The organism is Bifidobacterium mizhiense, assembly GCF_020884755.1.
GTDB classification, from domain to species: Bacteria; Actinomycetota; Actinomycetes; order Actinomycetales; family Bifidobacteriaceae; genus Bombiscardovia; species Bombiscardovia mizhiensis.
Genome location: NZ_BPWE01000003.1, coordinates 11,837 through 38,790, shown reverse-complemented (window position 1 = coordinate 38,790; position 26,954 = coordinate 11,837). Strand labels below are relative to the sequence as shown.

Here is a 26,954-nt window from a genome sequence, read left to right as displayed (position 1 = left end):
TTGCTGGTTCATGATTCGAAGGGGAAGACCAATCCCCACTGGCGGCGCAGAGAGTCCATGAGCTCCATGATCCGCAGGGTGTCCTTGTGGGGCATCTGGGCGCACTCGGTCTCGCCGTCCAGGATGGCCTGCGCTGCACTGGACACCTCATACTCATAACCGGTCAGCTGGTCAGGGATGGGGTAGCGCTTCTTCAATTGGTGATCCGCGTCGTACAGGTCGATTGACTCCACGTTGTTGATGTTGGCGCACTGCAGGTAACCATGGTCTCCGCAGATGCTGCCGGTCCGGTCACTGGCCGAGACCATGGAGCTGGTCGCTGCCCCCATGGATCCATCCTGGTAGAGAATGATCGTGGAGTTCTGGCTGTCCACGCCCTCCGGGCTGCGGACCCAATCCGTGCAGACCCGCTGAATGGGCTTGGGCCCCATGACCATGTCGATGAAGTTGAGAGGGTAGACGCCCACGTCGAGCAGGGCGCCGCCGGCCAGGGCCGGGTCGGTCATTCTGGCCTTGCCCACGGTCACATATCCCAGGTTGGCGGTGACCGTTCTGACGGTGCCGATTTCTCCCGAGGAGACGATGTCGTCGATGATGGAGCGCGAGGGCATGTACCTGGTCCAGATGGCCTCGGTGCAGAGCAGGCCGGTGCTCTCGGATGTTTCGATGACCTGCCTGGCCTGGTCGGCGTTGGCCGTGAAGGACTTCTCGACCAGCACGTTCTTTCCCGCCTTCATGCAGGCGATGGCCTGCTCGGCGTGGAGGCTGTGAGGCGTGGCGATGTAGACCAGATCCACTTGGGGATCGTCCAGGAGCTCTTGGTATGAACCATAAGAGTGCTCGAATCCATATTTTTTGGCGAAAGCGGCTGCGCGATCCCCATCCCTCGAGGCCACGGCGTATGGGGCAACCAGATGGCTGTATTGCTGGTCTTTGGCCATCATGACCACCGTCTTGGCCAGGGCGTTGGCTATCCGTCCGGCGCCGAGAATGGCGAAGTTGACCCGCATGCCCTTCTGCTTAGCCTCTTGTCCTTTGCCGTTCAATCTGCTCATCCTTGACTCCTTCGTTTGGACGGCCATCTGCTGTGATGGCCTCATACAATTTCTTCAGGGTTTCCTCGGCATTTCGGGTGTCCAGCTGGCACTCCCAGACTGTGAAAACCCGCCAACCCATGGCTTTCAGTTTTTCGCCCTGTTCCTGATCCCGCAGACGGTTCCTTGTCAGCTTGGTGGTCCAATATTCCACATTGGATTTGGGAAGGGAGAATTTGGCACAGCCCTGATGCATGTGCCAGAAACAGCCATTGACGAATACTATGGCCTTCCACTTGGGCAGAACCACATCGGGATGGCCCGGATACCTCTTGTCGTTCTTGCGGAACCGCAGACCGCGCGAGAAGAGATATGACCGGACCTGGCGTTCTATTGATGTCTCCGTGCCCCTGATCCGGGACATGGTGTAGCTGCGTGTGCCGGGCTGGAATCTGCTGGGTGTCTTTTTCGAAACCATCCCCGGCCCGGCTCAGAGGACTTCGACGCTGTTGATGAAGACCGGCTCAAGGGGACGGTCGCTCGAATCGGTGGCTACGGCGTCCAGCTTGTCGACTACCTTCCGGGAATCCTCATCAGCCACCTGGCCGAAGATGGTGTGATGCCCGTTGAGCCAGGGGGTGGGCACGGTGGTGATGAAGAACTGTGATCCGTTGGTGCCGTGGGTCTTTCCTGTGGCCGGATCCCGGCGCAGCCCTGCATTGGCCATGGCCAGCTTGTAGGGTTCCTCAAAGGTCAGAGAGGGATCGATCTCGTCATCGAACTCGTAGCCTGGGCCGCCCGTGCCCGTGCCCAGCGGGCAGCCGCCCTGGATCATGAAGTCCTTGATGATCCGGTGGAAGGTCAGACCGTCATAGAAGGGATCCTGACGCTTCTGGCCCGTCTCGGGGTCGGTCCAGTTTTTGCGGCCTGCGGCCAGGTCCAGGAAGTTGGCTACGGTTTCAGGGGCCTGATCGTCAAAGAGGTCCAGGCGAATATCGCCCTCCGAGGTATGCATGATAACTGTGCTCATGTCACCAATTCTTTCATAAGATGGCGACTCACACTGAGGATCCGAAGGGCATCAGGGCCAGGCGGGCCATCTTGAAGGCCTGCAGACCGAAGGGGATGCCCACCACGGTCAACATGGTGACCAGTCCGGCCACCAGATAGGCCAGGGCCAGCCACCAGCCGCCCAGAATGATCCAGAGCAGATTGGCCAGCCATGATCCCAGCCCGCCTCCATAGATGACCTGTCGGCCAAAGGGGGTCAAAGTCAGTCTGGCCATCTTGAAGGCCTGCAGACCGAAGGGGATGCCCACCACGGTCAGGCAGAGCAGGATGCCTATCAGGGCCCATGCCAGGGCAATGGCCAGTCCTCCCAGCAGCAGCCAGCAGATGTTGCCGATCAGGCGCATGTGGATCCTTCCGTCAGGGTGGCGGTGACGGCCTTGGCGCAGGCGGTCACCTTCTCGATGATGATAGTCAGTCGTTTCTGCCGCTGCTCGGGCGCAAGCTCCTGGTCCAGGGCATCAATCAGCCGCATGCCTGATTGGACGATGCCCCGCGTCACCTCCACGCCCATGGCCGGATCCGCTGGGCGCAGGGCCGTCCATGCCTGGATCAGCGGCTGGTTGACCTGTCGGTGGAAGTCCAGCAGGGCTTTGACCTGCCGGCCTGTGGACCGGTCGCTCCCTGGGGCCGGCTCATGGGAATTCGAGGGGTTGCCATAGATCAGGGCCTGGCGTAGCTGCTCGTCGTGCTGCTCGGCGTAGAGGTTCATCAGCCAGCCGTGTCCGTGCAGTCCGGCCTGCTCCAGATTGGTGCGGGTCCAGACCTCGATCGTCCGGGGCGGGTCTTCTGCCTTGCCCAGGGATTGGTCCAGGGCACGGCCCCAGTCGGGCAGGTGCCGTTCCATGACCATGTCGCAGAGCTGGTCAGCGTCCCGGGCGTAGCGGTAGAGGGAGTTCCGGGCCAGATTGGCGCGCCGGGCCACCTCGGCCATGGTCAGTTGGCCTCGCCCGCCAGTGCGCAGGATGGCCTCGGCGGCGGCGATGATCTGGTCCAAGGTCTTGGCGCGGTGCTCCTGGAGCGTGGATTCGCGGATCCTGGGCATGGTTCTCCTTGGTCCGGCCTCCTGGGTGCAGCGATTGGGAATCGGGCCGGGCCGGTCTTGGGGCATATGATATGGCCTATTTGCTGAGGAACCAAGCTGTCAGGACTGGTTCAGCGTGCGGCTTGTCCGCGCAGAGTGAACTTGCCAGACGAGTTTTCGCGACGTATAGTCGCAAAAAATTCGCAGACCAGGGTGAGGGGAGCTCCGATGACCGGATCGGCAAGTGCGGACGTGAAGATGGGCAGCCAGAAGATCCGTCAAGAGTCTCAGGAGGCAGCACCGCCCTGGCGTGCCCTCTGGGTGCTGGCCCTGGGTCTGGCGATGATTGTGCTGGATTCGTCCATCGTCAACGTCTCCATCCCCTCCATCATCGCTGCCATCCACATCAACCTGGCTCAGGCCCAGTGGGTGACCGCCCTCTACAGCATCGTCCTGGCGGCCCTGCTCCTGCCTTCCGGTCGACTGGGGGACATGATCGGACGCAAGCGGATCCTGCAGGTGGGCACGGTCATCTTTGTGCTGGGTTCCGTCTTCGCCGCATCGGCCTCCTCCGGCACAATGCTGCTTCTGGCCCGGCTTGTTCAGGGAATCGGCGGCTCCCTGGTCATGCCTTCCACCCTGTCTACCGTGTCCGCCACCTTCCGGGGCCGGCACCGGGCCACTGCTTTCGGCATCTGGGGGGCCGTCATGTCATCCGCTGCGGCGGTCGGCCCCTTCCTAGGCGGGGTCTTCACCAGCACCATCGGATGGCGGTGGATTTTCCTGGTCAATCTGCCCCTGGGCCTGATCGTCCTCCTGGCCAGCGCAGTCTTTGTGCCCGAGACCAAGTCAGCGCCCCGGCAAACGGGCGACCGGTGGGGGATGCTTGCCGACTGGAAGGGCATACTCCTTTCGGCCCTGGGGTCGGCTCTGGTGGTCTTTGCGCTGATCGAGGGGCAGACCTACGGCTGGTGGCGTCCCCGCGCTGCACTCGATTTGGGCCCTCTGCACTGGTCCGCATCGGCACCGCTGTCGCCGGCCCCGGTCAGTCTGCTCCTGGGGTTGGTCCTGCTGGCCGCCTTTGCGATGACCGAGCTGGCCAGGGCGCGCAGGGGCAGGATGGTTATCCTGGACGTTTCCATGTTCGCCATCGGCACTTTCGGCTGGGGCAACCTGACGGCCGCCATCGTCAACGCTGGTCAGTTCGCAGTCATGTTCATCCTGCCCCTCTACCTGATCAACGCCAGAGGCCTGAGTCCACTGGGGGCCGGATCCATCCTGGGCGTCATGGCTCTGGGGTCAGTTGTTTCGGGCGGTCTGGCCCGGGTGGTCTCAGCCCGTCTTGGGGCCGGCGGCACGGTGCAGACGGGCCTGCTGATGGAGATCATCGGCGTGGCCCTGTCCCTTCTGCTCATGCGCGGGTCGGTGCCGGTCTGGCCTATGACCCTGACTCTGATCATCTACGGTGCCGGCCTGGGCTTTGCCTCGGCACAGCTGACCAGCCTGGTGCTTTCCGGTGTTCCGGTGGCCCAGTCCGGCCAGGCTTCGGCCACCCAGTCCACCATTCGTCAGTGGGGGACCGCCCTGGGTGCTGCAGTCTCCGGTTCCGCCCTCTCCCTGGCTCTGAGCCTGGTGCTGCCAAGGCATCTGACGGCGCTCAAGGGGATCTCGGCGCAGATGGCCGATGGCCTGGTCAGATCCGTTCAGTCCTCTGCCGGGAATGCCATCGTCGGCCTGCGTGCCCAGGGCACACGGGGTCGGCTGGGAGCCCTGGGTCCTCAGGTGACCAATGCCCTGACCGAGGGATTCACCCAGGGCGCCCAGTGGGCCATGGGCTTTGCAGTCCTGCTGCTTCTCGTGGGACTGGTTGCCTCGGTGCTGGTGCGTCGGGCCGCCCGCAAGGCTGGCGCCGACAAGGTCTGAGGCGTCCGCGATCCCGCTTTTCCCGGGTCCCTCCCCGCACGGAACTATTTGCCCGCTGGCCGGCCCGGCACGGTTTAGAATCATGGGTATGGGCATACAAGACGAACAGCCGCGGCGGAATGGCGATCTGCTGGTGGCTCTGGCTCAGATCGACACCTGTGTGGGCGATCTTGACGGCAACGCCGACATTATTATGGATTACTCCCATAAGGCAGCTAAGCAGGGGGCGACCCTGGTGGTCTTTCCTGAGATGAGCCTGACCGGTTACCCGATCGAGGACCTGGCATTTCGCGCCAGCTTCCGTCGGGCCGCCTGGTCCCGGGCCGACCGTCTGGCCCGGGAGCTGGACGAGCAGGGTCTGGGCCATTTGCATGTGATCGTGGGGACCGTTGGTACCGATACGGAGCAGGACCGGCCTCGCAACCGGCTGGTAGTCCTGCACCAGGGTCGCGTCGAAGCTGGCTACGACAAGCACTTCCTGCCCAACTACGGAGTCTTCGACGAGTACAGGATTTTTACTCCGGGGGACAGAACCGTGGTCCTGGAGGTGCAGGGGCACCGGATAGGGCTGGCTATCTGCGAGGACATCTGGCAGGAGGGCGATCCCATCAGCGACCTGGCTGGCCGGGACATCGACCTCCTGGTGACCATCAACGGCTCACCCTTCGAGGAGGGCAAGGGGCATGTCCGCTACGAGCTGGCGGCTCGCCGGGCCAAACAGGTCGGTGCGCCTCTGCTCTACCTGAACCAGGTGGGCGGGCAGGACGATCTGGTCTTCGACGGCGGCAGCTTTGTGGTGGACCAGGATGGCACCCTGCTGGAGCGCTCGCCCAGGTTCGTCCAGGATCTGTCCACGTGGACCTTGCCTGCACGAGGGGAGCGCCCAATGCCCAGCAAGTCATGCATGGCCGAAGAGATGCCTGGAGACGAGGAGGTCTATCGGGCCTGCGTGCTGGGGCTACAAGACTATATGGCCAAGAATCACTTCACTGGCGTGTGCCTGGGGCTCTCAGGCGGAATCGACTCGGCCCTGGTGGCCACCATGGCCGCCGATGCCTGCGGGGGAGAGCATGTGCGCGGCATTTCCATGCCCAGCCGTTACTCCTCGGAAGGTTCCCGGGATGATGCTGCCGACCTGGCCCAGCGTCTGGGCGTGCGTTACGTGGTCCAAGCCATAGGCCCGGAATTCAATGCCTTCCAAGGGCAGCTGCATCTGGAAGGGGTGGCTGAGGAGAACCTGCAGGCCCGGATACGCGGCATCATTGTCATGGCCTACGCCAATGCCGAGGGGCTTCTGGCCCTAGCCACAGGCAACAAGTCCGAGCTGGCTTGCGGTTATTCAACTATTTATGGCGATGCAGTCGGAGGCTACGCGCCCATCAAGGATCTGCTCAAGACCCGGGTCTGGCAGCTGGCCCGCTGGCGCAACGCCCAGGCCCAGGCACGGGACGAACGTGAGCCCATTCCGGTCAATTCCATCGTCAAGCCGCCTTCGGCCGAGCTGCGCCAAGGGCAGAAGGACTCTGATTCCCTGCCCGACTACAGCCTGCTTGACAAGGTTCTCGAGGCATACATCGAGCATGCGCATGGTCGGGCCGACCTTCTGGCCGATGGCTTCGATCCCGACATGGTCGACACGGTCATGCGGCTGGTGGATCGAGCCGAGTGGAAGCGGCGTCAGTACCCGCTGGGGCCCAAGGTCACCTCCCTGGCCTTCGGCCGGGACCGTCGGCTGCCTGTCACCAACGCCTTCAGGGAATGATCACCATGGGTTCCGAACAGGAGAGGACGGCCTGGTACTTCAACACCGTCACCGGCGAACCCGAACAGGGCAAGCTGTCTCCCCAGGACAGGCGGATGGGCCCCTACCGCAGCAGGCAGGAGGCCCTCGATGCCTGGAAGATCGCCAAGCGCCGGAACAAGGAATGGGATGAAGAAGACCGTCGCTGGCGGCAGGCCTGGGAGGGAGACCCTGGGCAGGGACAGTCATCAGCTGACAGATGAAGCTCCTGCTGGATCGCTCACTAGCGTTAACGACCAGTCGGCCATTCAGGCAGAACGAATCGGGACTCAGACGGTGTGCCGGGCGAGTTTGCAAGATATGGGCGTGGCGTCCATTGCGAGTCTGTCCTTAGTGTGATATAGCTCACGTCGCGTTTCGGTTTCTCGTGGTAGTGCGCACCCTATACTTGAAAGTGACAGTGGTGTGAGGAAGCGCCATTGACCATATCAACAAGGAGTTGACTATGACAGCAGTTGAGACCAACACCGTCTCTCCCGCAGAGCTGCAAGCCAAGGCTTGGAAGGGCTTCAAGGGCGAGGACTGGAAGAAAGACATCGACGTTCGCGACTTCATTCAAAAGAACTACACTCCGTACACCGGTGACGAATCCTTCCTGGCACCGGCCACAGAGAAGACCAAGTTCCTGTGGAACTACCTGGATGACAATTTCCTCGCCGTGGAGCGCAAGCAGCGCGTCTACGACGTGGACACCCACACTCCGGCGGGCATTGACGCCTTCCCGGCCGGATACATCGACGGCAAGCCTGCCGGCGAGACTCAGGATGACGTGATCGTCGGCATACAGACCGACGTGCCCTGCAAGCGTGCGATGATGCCCTACGGCGGCTGGCGCATGGTTGAGCAGGCCCTCAAGGAGGCCGGCAAGGAGCCCGACCCCGAGGTCAAGAAGATCTTCACCCGGTATCGCAAGACCCACAACGATGGCGTCTTCGACGTTTACACCAAGAGGATCAAGCTGGCCCGCCACAACAAGATTCTGACCGGTCTGCCCGATGCTTACGGCCGTGGCCGCATCATTGGCGACTACCGTCGTGTGGCCCTCTACGGCATTGACGAGCTGATTGCCCGCAAGAAGGCCGACAAGGATTCGATTCCTTACCGCAACGACTTCACCGAGGAAGAGATCGAGCACTGGATCCGCTTCCGTGAGGAGCACGCCGAGCAGATCAAGGCTCTGAAGCAGCTGCTGAACCTGGGGAAGGAGTACGGCCTGGATCTGAGCCGTCCTGCCATGAACGCCAAGGAAGCTGTCCAGTGGACCTACATGGCCTACCTGGCCTCGGTCAAGAGCCAGGACGGCGCCGCCATGTCCATCGGCCGTCTGTCCGCATTCTTCGACGTCTACTTCGAGCGTGATCTGGCCGCTGGCCTGATCGACGAGACCGATGCCCAGGAGATCATCGACAACATCGTGATGAAGTTGCGCATCGTGCGCTTCCTGCGGACCAAGGACTACGACAACATCTTCTCGGGCGACCCCTATTGGGCCACCTGGTCCGACGCTGGCTTCGGCGATGACGGCAGGCCCATGGTCACCAAGACCTCCTTCCGTCTGCTGGCAACCCTGACCCTGGAGCACCTTGGACCCGGCCCCGAGCCCAACATCACCATCTTCTGGGATCCGAAGCTGCCTGAGGGCTACAAGCGCTTCTGCGCCCGTATCTCCATCGACACCTCCGCCATCCAGTACGAGTCCGACAAGGACATTCGCGCCCACTGGGGCGATGACGCTGCCATCGCCTGCTGCGTGTCCCCCATGAGGGTCGGCAAGCAGATGCAGTTCTTCGGCGCTCGCGTCAACTCCGCCAAGGCCCTGCTCTACGCCATGAACGGCGGCCGTGACGAGATGACCGGCATGCAGGTCATCGACAAGGACGTGATCAAGCCTGTCACCCCCAAGGAAGACGGTTCTCTGGACTTCCAAGAGGTCAAGGACAATTACGAGAAGGCCCTGGAGTGGCTGAGCGAGACCTATGTCGAGGCCCTGAACATCATCCACTACATGCACGATAAGTACGACTACGAGTCCATTGAGATGGCCCTGCACGACAAGGAGGTCTACCGCACCCTGGGTTGCGGCATGTCCGGCCTGTCCATCGCCGCTGACTCCCTGTCGGCTATCAAGTACGCCAAGGTCTACCCGATCTACAACAAGGATGCCAAGGGCACCCCTGAGTATGTCGAGGGCGCTGACGACGACCTGATCGTCAACTACAAGACCGTCGGCGAGTTCCCGGTCTACGGCAACGACGACGATCGCGCCGACGACCTGGCCAAGTGGACTGTCTCCACCGTTATGGGCCAGATCAAGCGCCTGCCTGTCTACCGTGGCGCTGTGCCGACCCAGTCCATCCTGACCATTACTTCCAACGTGGAGTATGGCAAGAACACCGGGTCCTTCCCCTCCGGCCACAAGAAGGGCACTCCGTACGCTCCCGGCGCCAACCCCGAGAACGGCATGGATTCGCACGGCATGTTGCCCTCCATGTTCTCCGTGGGCAAGATCGACTACGACGACGCCCTGGACGGCATCTCGCTGACCAACACGATCACCCCTGACGGCCTGGGCCGCGACGAGGATGAGCGCATCAACAACCTGGTGGGCATCCTGGACGCCGGCAACGGCCACGGGCTCTACCACGCCAACATCAACGTACTGCGCAAGGAGCAGCTGGAGGATGCCGTCGAGCACCCCGAGAAGTACCCGCACCTGACCGTGCGTGTCTCGGGCTACGCCGTCAACTTCGTCAAGCTGACCCGCGAGCAGCAGCTCGACGTGATCTCCCGCACCTTCCACCAGGGCGCGGTGACCGACTGATCGCCCTTGTGCGATAGTCAACCGTTGATGAGACGGTGAATCATGGGGCGGGGCGCACCAAGGCCCCGCCCCCTTTTCGTCTTTTTCAGGAGGATCCAATGACGGAGACCACCACCTTCCATACCACACAGCCGCACATGCTCAAGGAATCCAAGGTCTACCAGAGTCAGACCCTGATGGGCGGCCTTTCGGGGTTCGAATCGCCCATTGGACTGGACCGGCACGACCGTATGAATGCCCTGCGCACGGGCGACATCGGATTTGTTCACTCCTGGGACATCAATACCTCAGTGGACGGGCCGGGCACAAGGATGACCGTCTTCATGAGCGGATGCCCCCTGCGCTGCCAGTACTGCCAGAATCCTGACACCTGGAAGATGCGCGATGGTCAGCCCGTATACCTACAGGCCATGATCGATAAGGTGGCCCGTTACCAGGACCTCTTCAAGAGCACAGGCGGAGGAATCACCTTCAGCGGCGGCGAGTCCATGATGCAGGCAGCCTTTGTCTCACGCGTCTTTCGCGCTGCCAAGGAGATGGGCGTCCACACCTGCCTGGACACCTCGGGCTTCCTCAATCGCAACTACACCGATGCCATGATTGACGATATCGACCTGTGTCTGCTGGACGTCAAATCCGGCGACGAGGCCACCTACAAGAAGGTGACCGGCGGCACGTTGGCCCCCACAATCGAATTCGGCAAGCGTCTGGCTGCCCGTGGCAGCAAGATTTGGGTTCGCTTCGTGCTGGTACCGGGGCTGACCGACTCCGAGGAGAACGTCGAGAACGTCGCGCGGGTGTGCGAACAGTTCAAGGATGCCATCGAGCACATTGATGTGCTTCCCTTCCATCAGCTTGGACGGCCCAAGTGGCATGAGCTTCGCATCCCCTACCCGCTGGAGGATGCCAAAGGCCCTTCGGCGGCCCTGAAGGATCGGGTCAAGAAGCAGCTTGAGGCCCACGGCTTCGTAGTTTACTGAGCCGCAGAACCCACTGTGGTTCCCGGGCGGTCCTAGGAGCAACCCGAATAATCAACTTGTGACTCCTCACGGCAGATGCCGTGGGGAGTTTTGTTTGCTTGGGCGCAGGCCAGCCAGCCAATCAGCGAACGACCGACTCACTGAATGCCTTGCACGCTGAATGACCGACTTAATGGTTGGAAGAGCCAATGGGTGGCGGATCCAATGGATGACCGACACTGTAAATCGATAAATTGCTGACCAGTCATGCTCGGTAAACGATTGTCAGCGGGTTGAGGCCATGGACTATGCTTTCAGGCGAGTGTTTTCCGGGCCTGGTCGGCCCGGTAGCGTTATGGAAGACAAACTAAAAAAGAGGTTGAGCGCAGGTGACCACGGATCCTAAGACGCAGCTGCTTTCAGAGCCCGCCCAGGGTGTACCGTCGGTCATCGACGATATGGCCGGATACCGCCGGGCATGTCGGCTGCTGTCCCAGGGGAGTGGTGCGCTGGCCGCGGACGCTGAACGCGCATCAGGCTTCCGCTATGGCCACGACGACTACCTGGTCCAGTTCAAGCGCCAGGGGGCGGGGATATTCCTGCTGGACCCACCGGCTCTGACGCAGGCGGGCTGCGACTGGTCGGAATTCAATAAGGCCGTTGATGGTGCCCAGTGGATCATTCATGACTCCCCCCAGGATCTGCCAGGCTTCTACGCACTGGGCATGAGGCCCTCATCGCTCTTCGACTCCGAGCTGGCGGCCAGGATGCTTAATCTCGGTCATTACGGCCTGTCTGCAGTGACCGCACACTATCTGGGGCTGACCCTGGCCAAGGAGCACTCCGCCGCAGACTGGTCCTACCGCCCACTGCCGCGTGATTGGCGCAATTACGCCGCCTTGGATGTGGAGCTGCTGGATCAGGTGCGATCGTGCGAGCTGGAGGATCTGCGCCGTCACGGCAAGGATGAGTGGGCCAGGCAGGAATTCACCTGGCTGCTGGAGCAGGGAAAAATCCCCAAGCCGGAGCCCGAGCAGCCCTGGCGGCATATTTCGCATATCAATGCCCTGCACAATGACCGTCGAGGCCTTGCTGTGGCCCGTTCGCTGTGGACCACCCGAGACCAGCTGGCCCGGCGCAACGACATCGCTCCGACGCTGCTCCTGCCCGACAAGGCCATCATCGAGGCCGGCAGGCTCAAGCCCCGCAACAACGCCCAGTTCCGAGCCATCAGATCCTTGAACGAACGGGTCAGAATCCACACCGGCGGTGAGCAGGACCGCATGTTCGAGCGCTATGCTCCCATCCAGCGCCGGGTCAGACCCTCAGTCTGGAAACAGGCCATTTTGGATGCGTTGCATCTGCCCACCGAAGAGCTGCCTGTGCCTCCCAAGCCGCGGTGTGAGGAGACCAACGCCCCCAAGTCCATGCAGGTCTGGCGGCACCGCCACCCGGAACGATATGCCAGGCTGGAGGCAGCGCGCAAGGCGGTGACAGAGGTGGGACGCCAGACCAACACCCCCGACGATATTCTGATCAAGCCCCGCTACCTGCGCAACCTCTGCTGGACCGATCAACCGGAGAAGCGTGATGTAGCCGACTTCCTGCGTCAGGAGGGTGCCCGTCCCTGGCAGGTTTCGCTCCTGTCAGAGTCCCTGACTCGCGCTATTATGTAACGGTTGCCTTACTGGCAGATCAAACGGTTTGGATGAATTGGAGCGCAGCGTGAAAATCAGCGTCAGAAACCTCGAGCCCACCAAGGTCAGGCTCACCATCACCGTCGATCCCGATGAGCTGAACCCCTACCTGGATCAGGCCCGTAAGGAGATCGGCAAGCAGGTGACCATCCCCGGCTTCCGCAAGGGCCATGTACCCGGACCCATTATCGATCAGCGCGTAGGCTTTGCCAGCGTGGCGGGCGAGGCCGTCAACGCCGGTGTGCCCGAGCTCTACTCCAAGGCCCTGGAGGAGAAGCAGCTGCACGCCATGGCCCAGCCTCAGATCGATGTCAAGGACATCCCCTCCTCCGCCAAGGACGACACCAAGCTCAAGTTCACCGCCGAGGTGGAGATTCGTCCCAAGTTTGAGCTGCCCGATATTGAGGGCATGGAGATTGAGGTCCCCAAGCCCGCCGTCACCGACGAGGACGTGGACAAGCGCCTGGACAACCTGCGTCAGCGCTTCGGCACCCTGGTTAGTGTGGATCGTCCCGCCTCCAAGGGCGATTATGCCAACATCGACCTGGATGCCGTCATCGACGGCGAGTCCGTGGACTCCCAGCAGGGGGTCAGCTACGAGCTGGGCTCCAACACCATGCTGGACGGCCTGGATGAGGCCCTGGACGGGCTGTCCGCCGGGGAAGAGACCACCTTCGAGGGTACCCTGGAGGCCGGTGAGCACCAGGGCGAGAAGGCCCAGATCAAGGTCAAGGTCAACTCGGTCAAGGCTGAGGAGCTGCCCGACCTGGACGACGAGTTCGCCAAGGAGGCCTCGGAGTTCGAGACCCTGAAGGAGCTGCGCGAGGACGTGCGCAAGCAGTGCCAGGTGGATGCCGAGGGTCGGCAGGCCACTGACGCCCGCGACGCCTTCATTGCCAAGCTCCAGGACGGCCTGGACATCCCGGTACCCAAGGGCATCAAGCAGTCCATGGTGACCGATCAGCTCAAGAACACCGGCAAGGATCCCGACAAGGCCAGCAAGGATGAGAAGGCCGAGGCTGAGAAGAGTGTCGAGAAGGAGCTGCGCGACCAGATGACCCTGGACGCTCTGGCTGAGAAGCTGGGCATCACGGTCAGCCAGGCCGACGTAACCAACTTCCTGGCCTCCATCGCCCAGCAGTATGGCATGGATCCCAGCGCCTTCATCAACGGCATCGTCCGCAACGGACAGCTGGGTTCTGCTGTGCAGGAGGTCGGTCGCTCCAAGGGCATGCTGGCCGGCATGCGGGCCGTCACCTTCAAGGATCCCGATGGCCAGGAGGTGGACCTGAGCCGTTTCCTGGGCGAGGATGAGACCGAGGCCCAGGAGGAGCAGGACGAGAGCGTCCAGGCTGCCTCCGCTGCGGCTGAAGTGGCTGACCAGCTCTCACAGGATCAGGAGTAGCTTTCAAAGCAGTTAGCAGGGCCGCACCCAGTGGCGAAACAGCCTGGGTGCGGCCCTGTCGTAGCGGTTGCGCAAAGAGCGGAAAGACCAAGACCGCGTCGATTGCGGGGGCTACTCTCAATACAGATACGTTTATCGAAGGAGACAGGGTGAACAACTCATTGGCAACCAGTCCCGTGATGGAGGAGGGGGAGGCCCCTGCGCCGACCGATCCCATCTTCAACCGACTGCTCAAGGACAGGATCATCTGGCTGGGGGACGAGGTCAAGGACGCCAACGCCAACGTCATCTGCGCACAGATGCTGATGCTGGCGGCCGAGGATCCCAAGAAGGATATCTGGCTCTATATCAACTCGCCTGGCGGCTCCATTACGGCCGGCATGGCCATCTACGACACCATGCAGCTGATCGAGCCCGACGTGGCCACGGTTGCGGTTGGCATGGCGGCCTCCATGGGCCAGTTCCTGCTCTCCAGCGGGGCCAAGGGCAAGCGCTTCGTCACCTCCCACGCGCGGGTGCTCATGCATCAGCCCTCGGGCGGTGTCGGAGGCACGGCCACTGATGTCAGGATCAACGCCGAGCTGATCATGGACATGAAGCGCACGCTCTCCCAGCTGACGGCCGAGCAGACTGGCCACACCCTGGAAGAGATCTACCGGGACAACGAATACGATCACTGGTTCACGGCCCAGCAGGCCCTGGAGTATGGCTTCGTCGACCGGATCGTGACCACCCACGGCACTATGACCGCGGATCAAGGGAAGTGAGCACTCCACATGGCATCTGAAGAAGCGCAATTCGTAGCACGGGCCCGTCGACTGGCCGGCCCTCGTGGCCTGGCCGCCATGCCCGCCGACCGCTATGTGCTGCCGCAGTTCGAGGAGCGCACCCCCTACGGCTACAAGCGTCAGGACCCCTACACCAGGCTCTTCGACGACAGGATCATCTTCATGGGCGTCCAGGTGGATGACACCTCCTCGGACGACATCATGGCCCAGCTCCTGGTTCTGGAGAGCCAGGATCCCAACCGCGACGTGATCATCTACATTAACTCGCCGGGGGGATCCATGACGGCCATGACCGCCATCTATGACACCATGCAGTACATCAAGCCCGATGTGCAGACCGTCTGCCTGGGCCAGGCCGCTTCGGCTGCTGCCGTTCTTCTGGCCGCCGGGACCAAGGGCAAGCGTCTGATTCTGCCCAACGCCCGTGTGCTGATTCACCAGCCGGCCATGGAGCAGGACTTCGGCAAGGCCACCGAGATCGAGATCCAGGCCAAGGAGATGCTGCGCATGCGCACCTGGCTGGAGGAGACCCTGGCCAAGCACACCGGCCAGAATGTGGAGAAGATTCGCAAGGACATCGAGGTGGACACCATTCTGACCGCCCAGCAGGCCAAGGAATACGGGATGGTGGACGAGGTCCTGGAGCACCGCAATTAGCTCCGGTGACTGCACGCATGATTGATCGTCCGGATGGCGGCGGGCCCCTGGGGCCCACGGCCTCCGGACGTTTTTGGCATCATGGACGATGCCGGTCATATATGATTTCGCCGATCCTTGCGGATTCTCCGGGAAGGGAGAGCCATGGGCCGTGTGGTCAGCTACAATGACGGACTGAATCGCTGCGAGTTCTGCGGCAAGGACGAGCATCAGGTGCGCCGCCTGGTCAAGGGGCCTTCCTGCGCCATCTGCGACGAATGCATACGTCTCTGCGCCCAGATCATTCAGGAGGACATGGCCAAGGATGCTGCCGACCAGCGGGTGACCCTGCCTGCACCCTCGAAGATATTCGCCTATCTGAACCGGTATGTCATAGGCCAGGAGGCTGCCAAGCGCACTCTGTCGGTGGCGGTCTATAACCACTACAAGCGTGTCAATATGGACCTGGGCGACCGTGGCCGTACTGCTGACATCGCATTGGCAGGCAAGGATGCGGTCGCACGCGTCCAGGTGGACAAGTCCAACATCCTGCTCATGGGGCCCACCGGCGTGGGCAAGACCTACCTGGCGAGAACCTTGGCCACCATCATGAATGTCCCCTTTGTCATTGTGGATGCCACCAGCCTGACCGAGGCGGGGTATGTGGGCGAGGATGTGGAGTCCGTCCTGCAGGGGCTGCTCCAGGCTGCCGACGGCAACATGGACCTGGCCCAGCGGGGGATCATCTACATCGACGAGATCGATAAGATCGCCAGGAAGTCTGGCGAGAACACTTCCATTACTCGCGACGTGTCCGGCGAGGGGGTCCAGCAGGCTCTGCTCAAGATCATCGAGGGCACCCAGGCCCGAGTGCCGGTTCAGGGTTCCCGGCGGCATGGGGATGTCCGCACGGTCGTCATGGACACAGCCAACATTCTCTTCATCTGCGGTGGCGCTTTTGTCGGTCTTGAGGAGATCGTCCGTCGGCGGCTGGGCCTGCGGGAGAGCGGATTCTCGGCTACTCAGGGGAATGACAGAGTGCCCGACGACCGGGTCATGAGCCAGGTCAGGGCCGAGGATCTGGAACAGTTTGGCCTGCTTCCTGAGTTCGTGGGGCGTCTGCCGGTCATATCCACTCTGGAGCCGCTGGGTGCCGATGAGCTGCGGCGGGTGCTGACCGAACCGGACAATGCCCTGGTTAACCAGTACCGGCGCATGTTCCTGGATGACGGGGCCGATCTGGTCTTCACTGATGCCGCTCTGGACCGTGTTGCTGCCATCGCCTTGGAGCGCAAGGTGGGTGCCCGCGGGCTGCGCGGAATCATCGAGCACACCCTTGAGGCGACCATGTTCGAGCTGCCCGACAGGACGGATGTCTCTCGTGTCGTGGTGGATGCCGACGCCGTAGACGGAACGGGATCGCCCCGGTATGAGACCGGGCAGGGGATGGCCGCAGCCGCTGGTCGTCGTTTGGCCTGACCCCACCACGATGAGCGCCGCTGTTGGCCGCGCCCGATAGGATGATCATTGATGCCGGAAGGAGGGCCCATGGGTGCTCGTAGCGCTGTCGTGGTCACGCACAGCCGGGTCCGGGCAAGCGGCCACCTGGTGGATGAGGTCGAGGAGCAGCTGCGCCGGGACGGATTCCGCGTCTCGATTGTCGACAACATTGCCGCCCCGGAATTCGGCAGCCCCAGCCAGCAGGTGGCCGACGACACCGAGATCGTCATCGTCCTAGGCGGCGATGGAACCATTCTGCGGGCTGCAGAGTTGGTCAAGGGCACCGAGGTCCCCATCCTAGGGGTCAATCTGGGTCATGTGGGGTTCCTGGCGGAGTTCGAGAGCTTCCAGATAGGGGAGGCCATTCGCCGGGTGGCTGATCATGACTACTCCATCGACGAGCGCATGGTGGCCCATGTGGACTTGTGGATACCCGGGGCCGATCGACCACTGAGCGACTGGGCACTTAACGACATGACCCTGGAACGATATGATCGGGGCAAGATGATCGAGGTATCGGTCCGAGTGGACGATGTGGAGATGAGCTCCTTCGGCTGCGACGGCATGATTGTGGCCACCCCGACCGGATCGACGGCCTATGCCTTTTCGGTGGGCGGGCCCATCGTCTGGCCGGATGCGCAGTCTCTGCAGATGGTGCCCATAGCTGCCCATGCCCTCTTCGCCCGATCTCTGATCATCGGTCCAAAGTCGCAGTTTACCCTGGATATTCTGGGTGATTCCCAGTCGGCCGGCTGGATCTGCAATGACGGGCGCCGTCAGCGGCCAGTGCCCAAGCGGTCCCGCATCGTGGTGCGGCAGTCTCACGATATTCTGCGGCTGGCCAGGCTGTCCGGGGTGCCCTTCACCAGACGGCTGGTTTCCAAGTTCGACCTGCCGGTAGTCGGCTGGAGGGAGCAGCATCGCCCCTCGGCGGCTGCGAATGGACAGGACCAGGGGGAGTCGCAGGAGTCGAATAAGGAGCACTGATGCTGGAAGAGCTGGAAGTACGAGACCTGGGTCCCATCCATCATGCTCTGCTACGGCCTGCCGCTGGCATGACGGCCATCACGGGGGAGACCGGGGCTGGCAAGTCCATGCTGCTCAACGCCATCAGGCTGATCTCGGGGTCCACTGCCCGCCCCCAACTGGTGTCGCCTGGAGCCCATGAGTCCTGGGTGCAGGGGATTTTTGATGCCGGAACAGCGGGAGCTGAGAATCCAGTGACCGCTGCCATCTCCGAGGCTGGCCTGCCCTTGGAGGATGAGGGGCAGATCTTTCTGGCGAGGACCATGCCTGTCAAGGGGCGTTCCCGTGCCGCCTTGAACGGCAGGACGGCACCTCGTGGTCTGCTGGAGGAGGTGGCTGGCATGCTGGTCACCGTCCATGGGCAGGCGGATCAGATGCGTATGGCCAGTCCGGCCCGGCAGCGCGAATTTTTGGATGCCTATGCCGGTGACGGCCCGCAGCTGGAGGCCTTTTCCAAGGCCTGGAGGCAGTACCGACAGGCCCAGGACCATTTGGAGGAGCTGCGCAACCAGCAGTCCGGTGCTATGGCTCAGGCTGATTATCTTCGCGAATCCATCGCCCGGATTGACCGGGTCGACCCCCATTCCGGCGAGGATCGTGAGCTCAAGGCTCAGCGGGACCGGATCGAGCATGCAGCCCAGATCAGTCAGGGGGTCATGGCCGCACTATCCGCCTTGGACTCTGGCCAGATCGACCCCGATGCCGACGCTCCATCAGCCACGGCCCTGGTCGAACGAGCAATAGCCGCCCTGGAGGGCATCGGTGTGGAAGGGGTCTTTCAGGAGTCGGCCCAGCGGCTGCGGTCGCTGAATGCCGATCTGTCTGACCTGGTCTTCACCCTGAGCAGCCAGCTGGATGATGAAGGCCAGGAGGGCGATCTGGACAAGATTAACGCCCGTATTCATGATCTGGATGAGCTGACCCGACGCTGGGGACCAGACATCGATGACGTTCTAGCCTGGCGCAAGAAGGCTGCATTTGAACTTGAGGACATGGATGCCTCACCCGAGAAGCTGGATGAGCTCCAAGGTCAGGTTGAGCAGCTTCGCGGAACCGCCTTGAAGGCTGCCCGGGCTCTGTCAGCATCCCGGGCCAAGGCTGCACGCAGACTGAGCGATCTTGTCGACGGCGAATTGCGCTCCCTGGCCATGGCGGGCGCTGGGCTGGAGATCCGCGTCAGACCACGCCAGGACCAGGCTATGGACGCGCATGGTCTGGATCAGATCGACTTTCTCTTCAGACCATATCCAGGTTCGGACCTTCTGCCCATGGGCAAGAGCGCCTCGGGCGGCGAACTCAGCCGGCTCATGCTGGCTCTTGAGCTGGTGGCGGCCGAAGCCCGTACCTCATCAGGACCTGACGGGTCTGCGCGTGGACATACTGGCCTTGATTCCCGGGCTGGTGATCCGACGATGACCTTCATCTTCGATGAGGTGGATGCTGGGGTTGGCGGTCGGGCTGCCGTTGAGTTGGGTCGTCGTCTGGCCCGGCTGGCTGTCACCGCCCAGGTGATTGTGGTCACCCACCTGCCGCAGGTGGCTTCCTGGGCTGATCGACAGTTCGTCGTGGCCAAAGGGCGTGAAGGCGGCGATGCCGTAGAAACCCTGGTCCACCAAGTAGAGGGCGAAGACAGGGAGCGGGAAATCGCCCGAATGCTGGCCGGCAGCGAGTCCGCAACCTCCCTGAAGCACGCCCGAGAGCTTCTGTCCTCCAGCAGGCTCCAGACCCGATAAGTCTGGTTGTCGTCTGCTCTTTGCTGTACCTAAGTCCGACAATTCTGCGAATTCGACAAGTTTTGGCGACTTTGCTGCCTTTTGTGGCCGTGCCGATGCATGCTCGACGTCTGCCATTCCGTTGCTTTTCACTCTGATGCTTTGACTGTAGGCAATCGGCTGTCAATGGGCCTGTGGCAATGAACGTGCTGGATTTTAGTTGATGACACCGTACCTGCCCTAGACATGAGCAATGCGGCGTTGACCTGTTCCAAATGGATTTTGTTCGAAGTTGTGATCGGCCGGGATCGCAGTACTACAGCGCTGTTCCACCGAATCTGTGAATCATGGCCTCAGCAGATCATTGGAGGGTTTGTCTTCATGGCTAAACTGTTATAGTGTATACATGAACACCGGCACAGCTCAGCCAGGGTCGTGCTGACAATCAATGAAAGGGGCTTGGATGAAGCTGATCATCTCATCCCTGTCCGGACAGCCGATTTATCGGCAGATCGAGGACCAGATACGTTCGGCCATCCTGACCGGAGACTTGAAAGCGGGGGAGGGACTGCCTTCTCTGCGACATCTCTCGCAGGAGCTCAGGGTGTCCGTGCTGACCGTGACCCGCGCCTATACCGAACTCGCTCAAGAGGGCTTGGTGGAGAACATCCAAGGCAAGGGGACCTTCGTGGCCGACAGCGGCGACAAGGTCATGCGGCAACATCTGGAGAACCGCGTGCAGTCCCTGCTGGGGGAGGCAGTCGATACGGCTCGTCGGGCCGATATGGAGCCGGACCGGATTCGCGGCCTGCTCGACGGCCTGCTCGGCAACAGGGGTTCTGCACCCGCGTCCGAAGAAGGAAAGGAATAGGAGTATGCGTGCATCACCGCCGATGACAACTTCCGGTGAAGAGGTCGACTATGCCTTGCGCGTCAGTGACCTGGGAAAAAGCTATGTCAAGGCTGACGGCACGGGTTTCCGTCTGCAGCAGGTCACCATGGACCTGCCCATGGGTTACATCATGGGATTGATAGGCCCCAACGGCGCAGGCAAATCCACCCTGATCCGGCTCTTGCTGAACATGACCCGCCGAGACAGCGGAGAAATCAGCATTCTGGGCCGCGATCCCTCGAGTCAGGAGGAGGAGGTCAAAGCGGATCTGGGCGTGGTCTTCGATTCCATTTATTTCCTTGAGGCGTGGAAGGTCAAGGCCGTCGAGCCAGTGATGGCACCCATGTATCCCTCTTGGAACAGTGATCGCTATCAAGACTACCTGCGTCGGTTCGGGCTGCAAGAAAACCGCAAAATCGGCAAGCTCTCCCGCGGCATGCAGATGAAACTGATGCTGGCTGTCGCCCTCAGCCACGACGCAAGGCTCTTGATTCTGGATGAGCCCACCAGTGGTCTGGATGTTCTGGCCAGGGACGAGCTCATGAATATTCTGCTGGACTACATCGGTGACGGTCGTCATTCCGTGCTGTTCTCCACGCACATCACCACGGATCTTGAACGGGTGGCTGATTTCGTTACCTACATCAATCGAGGGTCTGTCTTCTACACCGGCCCCAAGGACGAGTTGATGGAGGCTTTCCAGATAGTGAGAGGAGGGCCGGACGATCTGGCTAGAGCGCAAATGCCACATCTGATGGGCTTGCAGCGTTCCGCCACCGGTTTCGAGGCTTTGGTCCCTGCTGAACACTTGAAGGATTTTCTGGCATCGGCTTCTCCTGCCGCCGTGGAGCCTTCGGATGGCCGCTACCTGGTGGAGCGGGCCGACTTCGACAACATCATCAGACTGACCGCGGGCTCACCTGCCGCGACCGACGGGGATAAGGAGGTGGAGTCATGAAGGCGATAGCCAAGCAGATCAGGTTGGACATGCAACGTTTCTCAGGAACAGGGAGACCTTGGGTTGGTGTGCTGATTTACATGTCCGTGCCCTGCATCGGAATCCTGCTGAACCTAGTCATGGCCCTGACAGGCAATGATGGGGAAGATGCAAGGACTGCCTTGACGGGAGCAGTGGTCGGCATGGGAATCGGACTGATTGTAGGCCAAGTATTTGGCTTGTTCGCTGATTTCAACAATACGGCAATTCGGTTGAATGGTCTGCTGCCCATAACACGTGATCACCAGGTATTCGGACGCTATGCTGCTGTAATTCTGCTGGTTCTGGTTCAGTCTTGCGGCTATGCAGTATTCTTCTTCTACGCTACTGATTCATTTTTGCATGGTCGGGACCATTGGCGCGATACTGTCTTGTTTGCTCTGGGGTTGTTCCTGTTGGAATCTTTGCTCTTTGCAGTAGCTACGCCCTTGTTTTATTGGCTGGAACCAGTTAAGGCAATGATAGTCTTCCTGGCGCTTCTTGGTTTGGTACCAATCATGGCCCTTATCGGCAGTTTGCTGCCCTTGGACTGGGGGACCTTCTGGAATTCAATCTTGCAATTTTTGACATCCGACCTGTGGCGGCCAGTGCTCCTTGGGCTGGCCTTGATTCTGGCGGTTGATATGGTTTCGATAGTCTTATCTCGCAAGGTCTATGTCAGGAAGGAGATCTGAGCCAATTCGCTCAGGCTTTAGGACTGCATGACCGCGTGGCGGACGTAGTCGGACATGTCCCCTGGATCGATGCAGTCCTGGAAGCGCACAGGTGCGTTTTCCAGGGTGCGCAGAGCCTTGGGGGGCCTGGTGTTGGTGGCCTCTGCCAGGATGTCCATGCAGTCGAAGTCGCTGTCCGGGGTCTCCAGGCCCAGGGATTGGCAGACCACGCGGGGGAACTTGTAGGGGCTGGCCGTGGACAGCAGTACCCGGGGTATGGCAGGATCCCGGTCGGTCTGCCCGGTCATAACCTGGTAACCACAGGCCGTGTGCGGATCGATCAGGTATCCCCGGTTCTCCCAGCAGTTGCCGATGGCTGATGCCACCTGGTTCTCGTCGGCCCAGCCGCAGGAGAAGAGCCCGCGGATTCTGGTCATCAGAGCATCAGACACCCGGTAGCGTCCCGTGGATTCCAAATCGCTCATAAGCGAGGCAATCAGTTTGGTATCGCCGTCGGCCATGTAGTAGAGCATCCGTTCCAGGTTGGAGGAGATCAGGATGTCCATGCTGGGGGAAGTGGTGGTGTAGAAGGGGCGGTTGCGGTCATAGACGCCTGTGGTCAGGAAGTCGTTGAGGACCCGGTTGCGGTCCGAGGCCACGGTCAGGCGGGCCACTGGAAGGCCCATCATCTTGGCATAGTATCCGGCCAGCACATCGCCGAAGTTGCCGGTGGGCACGCAGAACTCGACCGGATCCCCAGGTCTGATCACTCCCCGTTCCATCAGAGACCCGTAAGCCCGGAAGTAGTAGACGACCTGCGGGGCCAGGCGGCCCACGTTGATGGAGTTGGCCGATGAGAGAACGGTCGAGGCCTTCTCGTCCAGCTCGCGAGCCAGGTCAGCGTCGGCAAAGATGGACTTGACTGTGGACTGGGCATCGTCGAAATTACCGCGAACCGCGCAGACCCGCAGGTTGCCCCCCTGCTGGGTGACCATCTGCAGACGTTGAATCTGGCTCACCTTGCCTTGCGGGTAGAAGACGGTGATGCCCGTGCCCGGCGCGTCTGCGAATCCGGCCAGCGCTGCCTTGCCCGTATCACCGGAGGTGGCGGTGAGCACCATGATCCGCTCGCCATCGTCCCCGGCCAATGCCATCAGTCTTGGCAGAAGCTGCAGGGCCACGTCCTTGAAGGCCGATGTGGGACCGCGGAAGAGCTCCAGTACGAAGTCGTTGCCGCCCAGATCCACCAGAGGGGTGATTGCCGGATCGGACCACTGCTTTCCGTATGCTGCGTCCAGGCAGGAGTCCAGTTCTGGGGAAGAGTAATCACTCAGCAGTCTCGAAAGGACCAGTTTGGCCGTGCCCTTGTAGTCCAGGCCGGCTACCGAGGCAGGGTCGATGGCCTCGGCGTCCAGTTCATCGCTGACGTAGAGTCCGCCGTCAGGAGCCAGGCCTCGTCTGATGGCCTGCTTGGACTGCAGTTGCTCCTTGCCGCCTCGCGTGCTGTGGTATGTGCTCATGGTTGCCTGCCCCTCCGCCATGTCGCCGAACAGATCATTACCAGGGCATTCTACCCCGTGCAGGGGTCCGAACCATGGCCTTGCTCGGCTCGCGGAGGAAACCGTCTATGGACGCCACGGCCTGCCAGGGGTTGGCATGGCGTACAGTATTGCCCACCAGCCCTGTATCCGAGGCTGGACCTTATAGACAAAGGAGTGACCCATGGTCGAAGAGAACCCGGTACAGCAATCCTACGATGTCCTGAACTCTTCGATCTCGCAGGTGGATCCGGAGATCGCTGCACTGCTGGATGGGGAGTTGGAGCGCCAACGTGGTGGTCTGGAGATGATCGCCTCAGAGAACTTCGTGCCCAAGGCCGTCCTGCAGGCTCAGGGATCCGTACTGACCAACAAGTATGCCGAGGGCTATCCTGGCAGACGCTACTACGGGGGTTGCGAGTGGGTGGACCAGGTCGAGAACCTGGCCCGGGACCGCGCCAAGGCCCTGTTCGGCGCCGAGTATGCCAACGTCCAGCCCCATTCGGGTGCCCAGGCCAACGCCGCCGTTTACCAGGCACTGATCAAGCCTGGCGACACCGTGCTGGGTCTGGCCCTGGATCATGGCGGCCATCTGACCCACGGCATGAAGATCAATTTCTCCGGACGCTTTTACCATGCCGAATCCTACGGAGTCGATCCGGACACCTTCCGCATTGAGCCCGAGATCATCCGCCAGCGGGCTCTGGAGACCCATCCAGCCCTGATCATCGGCGGGTGGAGCGCCTATCCGCGCATCGAGGACTTCGCAGCCATGAAGGAAATCGCCGATGAGGTGGGAGCCAAGTTCTGGGTGGATATGGCCCACTTCGCGGGTATGGTGGCAGCCGGCCTGCACCCCAGCCCGGTGCCCTATGCCGATGTGGTCTCCTCCACGGCCCACAAGACCCTGGGAGGGCCCCGATCCGGATTCATCCTGGCCCGTCAGGAGTATGCCAAGAAGCTCAACTCCTCGGTCTTCCCCGGCAACCAGGGCGGCCCGCTCATGCATGTGATCGCCGCCAAGGCTGTGGCCTTCAAGCTGGCCGGCACGCCTGAATTCAAGGAGCGGATGGAGCGCACCCTGGAGGGCGCCAAGATCCTGGCTGAGCGCCTGATGGCCAAGGATGTGGCCGACAACGGCATCACCGTGCTCACTGGAGGGACGGACGTCCACCTGGTCATGGTGGATCTGCGCAACAGCGAGATGGACGGCCGCCAGGGGGAGGATCTGTTGGCCAAGATCGGCATCACCGTCAACCGCAATACGGTGCCCTTCGATCCCCGCCCGGCATCCGTGGCCTCCGGTCTGCGCATCGGAACCTCCGCCCTGGCCACGCGTGGATTCGGCCCGGCCCAGTACGAGGAGGTGGCCGACGTGATCGGCACTGCGCTGGCCCAGGGTCCCCAGGCTGATCTGGATGCCCTCAAGGCCCGGGTGGACCGGTTGGTCGAGGCCTTCCCGCTCTATCCCGAGCTGGATCAGACCCACTGATCGGCCCTTGGAGGAGGGAGGTGCAGCAATGCCCTCCCTCCTCCTGTCGTCATTGCCTCCGCTGAGGGTTACAATCGGTACAGAATATGGGTCTGGCAGGCCCGTGAGGGCGAAAGGATCTGACGAACATGAGTGAAAACGACGACTCCGATCGCCAGGATGTGTTTGATCGGGTCTGCGCCATGGCCGATGCTGCGGCGGCTGCGCAGGCAGGTCTGGCAGGTATGACCGGCCAGGCAAGGAACGCCCTCCTGCTGGCCTTGGCCGATGCGCTGATCGATCAGGCTGAGCAGATTGCCGCAGTCAATGAGCAGGACTGCGCTCAGGCTTTCGAAGAAGGAATGAGCGCCGGTCTGATTGACCGTCTGCGCTTGGATAAGGTTCGTGTTGCGGACGCCGCCCGTGGCGTGCGCATGGTGGCGGGACTGACCGATCCGCTTGGCGAGGTGGTTCGCGGCCATGACATGCCCAACGGCATGCGGCTCAATCAGGTGCGGGTTCCCCTGGGCGTGGTGGCCATGATCTACGAGGCCCGGCCCAATGTCACCATCGATGTGGTGGCCCTCTGCCTCAAGTCCGGCAATGCGGCCCTCCTGCGAGGGGGTCACGCGGCCCAGCGCACCAATCGCGCGCTGGTGGAGCTGATAGGCGGGGTGCTTCGTGAGCAGGGGTTGGATCCGGCTCTGGTGGCTTCCGTGGACCGATACGGTCGTGAGGGGGCCCAGGCTCTGATGAAGGCGCGCGGTCATATCGATCTGTTGGTGCCCAGGGGTGGCCGGGGGCTGATCCGCAGCGTAATTGAGCAGGCCACCGTGCCCACCATCGAGACCGGGGCTGGCAATGTCCATATTTACGTGGATCGCACGGTGGATATGGATCAGGCCATCCCCATCATCGTCAACGCCAAGACCCAGCGGGTGGGCGTCTGCAACGCTGCTGAGAAGCTGATCGTCCACCGGGATGTGGCCGCTGAATTCCTGCCCCGCGTGGCCCAAGCGCTGACGCAGGCCCAGGTCGAGCTGCACCTGGATGCGGTCTCCATGGACATCCTCGCCGGGCATGGTTTGCCTGAAGAACTGCTGGTCCGCGCAGAGGAAGCCGACTGGGATCGTGAGTATCTGGATCTGAAGATGGGGGTGCGTGTGGTCGACTCCCTGGATCAGGCCATCGAACATATCAACCGTCACTCCACCGGCCATACCGAGGCCATCCTGGCTCGGGACTATGAGGCTGTGGAGGAGTTCTCCCGTCGGGTGGATTCGGCCGTGATCATGGTCAATGCCTCAACGAGATTCACCGATGGCGGCATGTTCGGCATGGGCGCCGAGCTGGGCATCTCCACCCAGAAGCTGCATGCCCGAGGACCCATGGGTCTGCAGGAGCTGACGACCACCAAGTGGATCGGCTACGGCAGGGGACAGGTGCGGCCGTGAATGAGAAGATCGAAGAGCTCTTCCAGCGCGAGCACGACAATCCCCGCATCTGGCTGAGGGTGGCTTCCGAACGGCTGAGCCTGCTGCGGTACGTCTTTCTGGTGCAAATCGAGGATGGCATCCCGGATGCAGACCAGCGCTCCTGCCTTGAGTACGCCGACGCTGTACTGATTGGCTGGCCTGACGAGCATGCCGATGATGTATACGACCTGGACCAGGACCAGCTCAATCAGGTCAGGCACAACATCACCGTCATGGAGGAGCGGGTGCCGGTCTTCCGCAAACAGGAGCAGGAGGGGCGCATCGCTGACCTGTCCGATTCATTGGTGGCTATCACCGGATGCGTGGCTCAGGTTCGTCGGGCATACCAGCCGGGCTTCCCCCTGCCCACCTATTCCGAGATCCGCCGGGTGGTCCAGGAGGAATGGAATGCCGACATGGAGCGGATCGATCCTGACAGGGTCAACCCCAGCGCCGAGCAGATGCGTCAGGAAGCCAAGTCGGAGAACGAGGAGAACGCCTCGGAAGCCAGACGGGAGGGCGAGCAGGCGTGAA

The 26,954-nt window shown here is 61.7% G+C and carries 24 protein-coding genes; 18 read left to right on the top strand and 6 right to left on the bottom strand.

What is annotated here, in order from left to right; genetic code table 11:
• Positions 1 to 8: 8 nt before the first annotated feature.
• From LPC22_RS05070 to LPC22_RS05050, 5 genes are read right to left on the bottom strand one after another with little or no spacing between them, the layout of a single operon-like run.
• Complete coding sequence (locus tag LPC22_RS05070; RefSeq protein ID WP_229132899.1) at positions 9 to 1,055, bottom strand: Gfo/Idh/MocA family protein; 1,047 nt, start codon at positions 1,053 to 1,055, stop codon at positions 9 to 11.
• The gene (locus tag LPC22_RS05065) at positions 1,021 to 1,512 is read right to left on the bottom strand and encodes a very short patch repair endonuclease (protein WP_229132898.1); all 492 of its coding nucleotides are present in this window, start codon (positions 1,510 to 1,512) and stop codon (positions 1,021 to 1,023) included. The genes LPC22_RS05070 and LPC22_RS05065 overlap by 35 nt, the downstream gene beginning before the upstream one ends.
• A 12-nt stretch (positions 1,513 to 1,524) precedes the next feature.
• The gene (locus LPC22_RS05060) at positions 1,525 to 2,064 is read right to left on the bottom strand and encodes a peptidylprolyl isomerase (RefSeq protein ID WP_045924196.1); all 540 of its coding nucleotides are present in this window, start codon (positions 2,062 to 2,064) and stop codon (positions 1,525 to 1,527) included.
• Between the two features lie 28 nt (positions 2,065 to 2,092).
• A complete protein-coding gene (locus tag LPC22_RS05055) occupies positions 2,093 to 2,449 on the bottom strand; it encodes a YccF domain-containing protein (RefSeq protein ID WP_045924197.1) in 357 nt (118 codons plus the stop codon).
• Complete coding sequence (locus LPC22_RS05050; RefSeq protein ID WP_229132896.1) at positions 2,440 to 3,147, bottom strand: TetR/AcrR family transcriptional regulator; 708 nt, start codon at positions 3,145 to 3,147, stop codon at positions 2,440 to 2,442. Before LPC22_RS05050 ends, LPC22_RS05055 begins: the two co-directional genes overlap by 10 nt.
• A 207-nt stretch (positions 3,148 to 3,354) precedes the next feature.
• Between LPC22_RS05050 and LPC22_RS05045 the strand changes: the two genes are divergently transcribed.
• From LPC22_RS05045 to LPC22_RS04975, 15 genes are all read left to right on the top strand, one after another.
• On the top strand, positions 3,355 to 5,049 hold the full coding sequence (locus LPC22_RS05045; RefSeq protein ID WP_229132894.1) for an MFS transporter: 1,695 nt from the start codon (positions 3,355 to 3,357) through the stop codon (positions 5,047 to 5,049).
• An 82-nt stretch (positions 5,050 to 5,131) separates the two neighbouring features.
• Positions 5,132 to 6,811, top strand: a complete 1,680-nt coding sequence (locus LPC22_RS05040) for an NAD+ synthase (RefSeq protein WP_373312897.1) — start codon at positions 5,132 to 5,134, stop codon at positions 6,809 to 6,811.
• Between the two features lie 5 nt (positions 6,812 to 6,816).
• On the top strand, positions 6,817 to 7,053 hold the full coding sequence (locus LPC22_RS05035; RefSeq protein WP_229132892.1) for a hypothetical protein: 237 nt from the start codon (positions 6,817 to 6,819) through the stop codon (positions 7,051 to 7,053).
• A 242-nt stretch (positions 7,054 to 7,295) separates the two neighbouring features.
• Complete coding sequence (gene pflB, locus LPC22_RS05030) at positions 7,296 to 9,671, top strand: formate C-acetyltransferase (protein WP_045924199.1); 2,376 nt, start codon at positions 7,296 to 7,298, stop codon at positions 9,669 to 9,671.
• 98 nt (positions 9,672 to 9,769) lie between these two features.
• Entirely contained in the window at positions 9,770 to 10,651 is an 882-nt protein-coding gene (gene pflA, locus LPC22_RS05025; protein WP_015021700.1) for a pyruvate formate-lyase-activating protein, read from the top strand.
• 368 nt (positions 10,652 to 11,019) lie between these two features.
• Positions 11,020 to 12,306, top strand: coding sequence for an HRDC domain-containing protein (locus LPC22_RS05020; protein ID WP_229132891.1), 1,287 nt, complete (start codon positions 11,020 to 11,022; stop codon positions 12,304 to 12,306).
• 49 nt (positions 12,307 to 12,355) lie between these two features.
• On the top strand, positions 12,356 to 13,732 hold the full coding sequence (gene tig, locus LPC22_RS05015; RefSeq protein ID WP_229132889.1) for a trigger factor: 1,377 nt from the start codon (positions 12,356 to 12,358) through the stop codon (positions 13,730 to 13,732).
• Positions 13,733 to 13,911: 179 nt separating this feature from the next.
• Positions 13,912 to 14,499, top strand: coding sequence for an ATP-dependent Clp protease proteolytic subunit (locus tag LPC22_RS05010; protein ID WP_029676324.1), 588 nt, complete (start codon positions 13,912 to 13,914; stop codon positions 14,497 to 14,499).
• Between the two features lie 9 nt (positions 14,500 to 14,508).
• On the top strand, positions 14,509 to 15,177 hold the full coding sequence (locus LPC22_RS05005; protein WP_229132883.1) for an ATP-dependent Clp protease proteolytic subunit: 669 nt from the start codon (positions 14,509 to 14,511) through the stop codon (positions 15,175 to 15,177).
• Positions 15,178 to 15,321: 144 nt separating this feature from the next.
• Positions 15,322 to 16,635, top strand: coding sequence for an ATP-dependent Clp protease ATP-binding subunit ClpX (clpX, locus tag LPC22_RS05000; protein ID WP_229132881.1), 1,314 nt, complete (start codon positions 15,322 to 15,324; stop codon positions 16,633 to 16,635).
• A 69-nt stretch (positions 16,636 to 16,704) separates the two neighbouring features.
• On the top strand, positions 16,705 to 17,643 hold the full coding sequence (locus tag LPC22_RS04995; RefSeq protein ID WP_121914580.1) for an NAD kinase: 939 nt from the start codon (positions 16,705 to 16,707) through the stop codon (positions 17,641 to 17,643).
• Complete coding sequence (locus tag LPC22_RS04990) at positions 17,643 to 19,415, top strand: DNA repair protein RecN (RefSeq protein ID WP_229132879.1); 1,773 nt, start codon at positions 17,643 to 17,645, stop codon at positions 19,413 to 19,415. Before LPC22_RS04995 ends, LPC22_RS04990 begins: the two co-directional genes overlap by 1 nt.
• A 442-nt stretch (positions 19,416 to 19,857) precedes the next feature.
• Positions 19,858 to 20,265: a GntR family transcriptional regulator gene (locus LPC22_RS04985; RefSeq protein ID WP_229132877.1), complete on the top strand. Its 408-nt coding sequence runs from the start codon at positions 19,858 to 19,860 to the stop codon at positions 20,263 to 20,265.
• Between the two features lie 22 nt (positions 20,266 to 20,287).
• The gene (locus LPC22_RS04980; protein WP_373312910.1) at positions 20,288 to 21,244 is read left to right on the top strand and encodes an ABC transporter ATP-binding protein; all 957 of its coding nucleotides are present in this window, start codon (positions 20,288 to 20,290) and stop codon (positions 21,242 to 21,244) included.
• Positions 21,241 to 21,957: an ABC-2 transporter permease gene (locus LPC22_RS04975; protein ID WP_229132869.1), complete on the top strand. Its 717-nt coding sequence runs from the start codon at positions 21,241 to 21,243 to the stop codon at positions 21,955 to 21,957. Before LPC22_RS04980 ends, LPC22_RS04975 begins: the two co-directional genes overlap by 4 nt.
• A gap of 17 nt (positions 21,958 to 21,974) precedes the next feature.
• On the opposite strand, the gene thrC is transcribed toward LPC22_RS04975, so the two are convergent.
• A complete protein-coding gene (gene thrC, locus LPC22_RS04970; RefSeq protein ID WP_229132867.1) occupies positions 21,975 to 23,456 on the bottom strand; it encodes a threonine synthase in 1,482 nt (493 codons plus the stop codon).
• A 202-nt stretch (positions 23,457 to 23,658) separates the two neighbouring features.
• On the opposite strand from thrC, the gene glyA reads away from it, so the two are divergent.
• The 3 genes from glyA to LPC22_RS04955 all read left to right on the top strand — a co-directional run bounded on the left by glyA (position 23,659) and on the right by LPC22_RS04955 (position 26,953).
• Positions 23,659 to 24,966 (top strand): serine hydroxymethyltransferase, encoded by a 1,308-nt coding sequence (glyA, locus tag LPC22_RS04965; RefSeq protein WP_029678938.1) that lies wholly within the window; start codon positions 23,659 to 23,661, stop codon positions 24,964 to 24,966.
• A 119-nt stretch (positions 24,967 to 25,085) separates the two neighbouring features.
• Positions 25,086 to 26,399, top strand: a complete 1,314-nt coding sequence (locus tag LPC22_RS04960) for a glutamate-5-semialdehyde dehydrogenase (protein WP_373312909.1) — start codon at positions 25,086 to 25,088, stop codon at positions 26,397 to 26,399.
• Positions 26,396 to 26,953, top strand: a complete 558-nt coding sequence (locus tag LPC22_RS04955) for a phosphoribosylglycinamide synthetase (RefSeq protein WP_121914587.1) — start codon at positions 26,396 to 26,398, stop codon at positions 26,951 to 26,953. The genes LPC22_RS04960 and LPC22_RS04955 overlap by 4 nt, the downstream gene beginning before the upstream one ends.
• The last annotated feature ends 1 nt before the right edge of the window (position 26,954 follow it).

Bases quoted from the DNA above. Each gene is read 5' to 3' on its own strand.
- LPC22_RS05070 (WP_229132899.1), bottom strand. From the start codon at position 1,055: ATGAGCAGATTGAACGGCAAAGGACAAGAGGCTAAGCAGAAGGGCATG.
- LPC22_RS05065 (WP_229132898.1), bottom strand. From the start codon at position 1,512: ATGGTTTCGAAAAAGACACCCAGCAGATTCCAGCCCGGCACACGCAGC.
- LPC22_RS05060 (WP_045924196.1), bottom strand. From the start codon at position 2,064: ATGAGCACAGTTATCATGCATACCTCGGAGGGCGATATTCGCCTGGAC.
- LPC22_RS05055 (WP_045924197.1), bottom strand. From the start codon at position 2,449: ATGCGCCTGATCGGCAACATCTGCTGGCTGCTGCTGGGAGGACTGGCC.
- LPC22_RS05050 (WP_229132896.1), bottom strand. From the start codon at position 3,147: ATGCCCAGGATCCGCGAATCCACGCTCCAGGAGCACCGCGCCAAGACC.
- LPC22_RS05045 (WP_229132894.1), top strand. From the start codon at position 3,355: ATGACCGGATCGGCAAGTGCGGACGTGAAGATGGGCAGCCAGAAGATC.
- LPC22_RS05040 (WP_373312897.1), top strand. From the start codon at position 5,132: ATGGGTATGGGCATACAAGACGAACAGCCGCGGCGGAATGGCGATCTG.
- LPC22_RS05035 (WP_229132892.1), top strand. From the start codon at position 6,817: ATGGGTTCCGAACAGGAGAGGACGGCCTGGTACTTCAACACCGTCACC.
- pflB (WP_045924199.1), top strand. From the start codon at position 7,296: ATGACAGCAGTTGAGACCAACACCGTCTCTCCCGCAGAGCTGCAAGCC.
- pflA (WP_015021700.1), top strand. From the start codon at position 9,770: ATGACGGAGACCACCACCTTCCATACCACACAGCCGCACATGCTCAAG.
- LPC22_RS05010 (WP_029676324.1), top strand. From the start codon at position 13,912: ATGGAGGAGGGGGAGGCCCCTGCGCCGACCGATCCCATCTTCAACCGA.
- LPC22_RS05005 (WP_229132883.1), top strand. From the start codon at position 14,509: ATGGCATCTGAAGAAGCGCAATTCGTAGCACGGGCCCGTCGACTGGCC.
- clpX (WP_229132881.1), top strand. From the start codon at position 15,322: ATGGGCCGTGTGGTCAGCTACAATGACGGACTGAATCGCTGCGAGTTC.
- LPC22_RS04995 (WP_121914580.1), top strand. From the start codon at position 16,705: ATGGGTGCTCGTAGCGCTGTCGTGGTCACGCACAGCCGGGTCCGGGCA.
- LPC22_RS04990 (WP_229132879.1), top strand. From the start codon at position 17,643: ATGCTGGAAGAGCTGGAAGTACGAGACCTGGGTCCCATCCATCATGCT.
- LPC22_RS04985 (WP_229132877.1), top strand. From the start codon at position 19,858: ATGAAGCTGATCATCTCATCCCTGTCCGGACAGCCGATTTATCGGCAG.
- LPC22_RS04980 (WP_373312910.1), top strand. From the start codon at position 20,288: ATGACAACTTCCGGTGAAGAGGTCGACTATGCCTTGCGCGTCAGTGAC.
- LPC22_RS04975 (WP_229132869.1), top strand. From the start codon at position 21,241: ATGAAGGCGATAGCCAAGCAGATCAGGTTGGACATGCAACGTTTCTCA.
- thrC (WP_229132867.1), bottom strand. From the start codon at position 23,456: ATGAGCACATACCACAGCACGCGAGGCGGCAAGGAGCAACTGCAGTCC.
- glyA (WP_029678938.1), top strand. From the start codon at position 23,659: ATGGTCGAAGAGAACCCGGTACAGCAATCCTACGATGTCCTGAACTCT.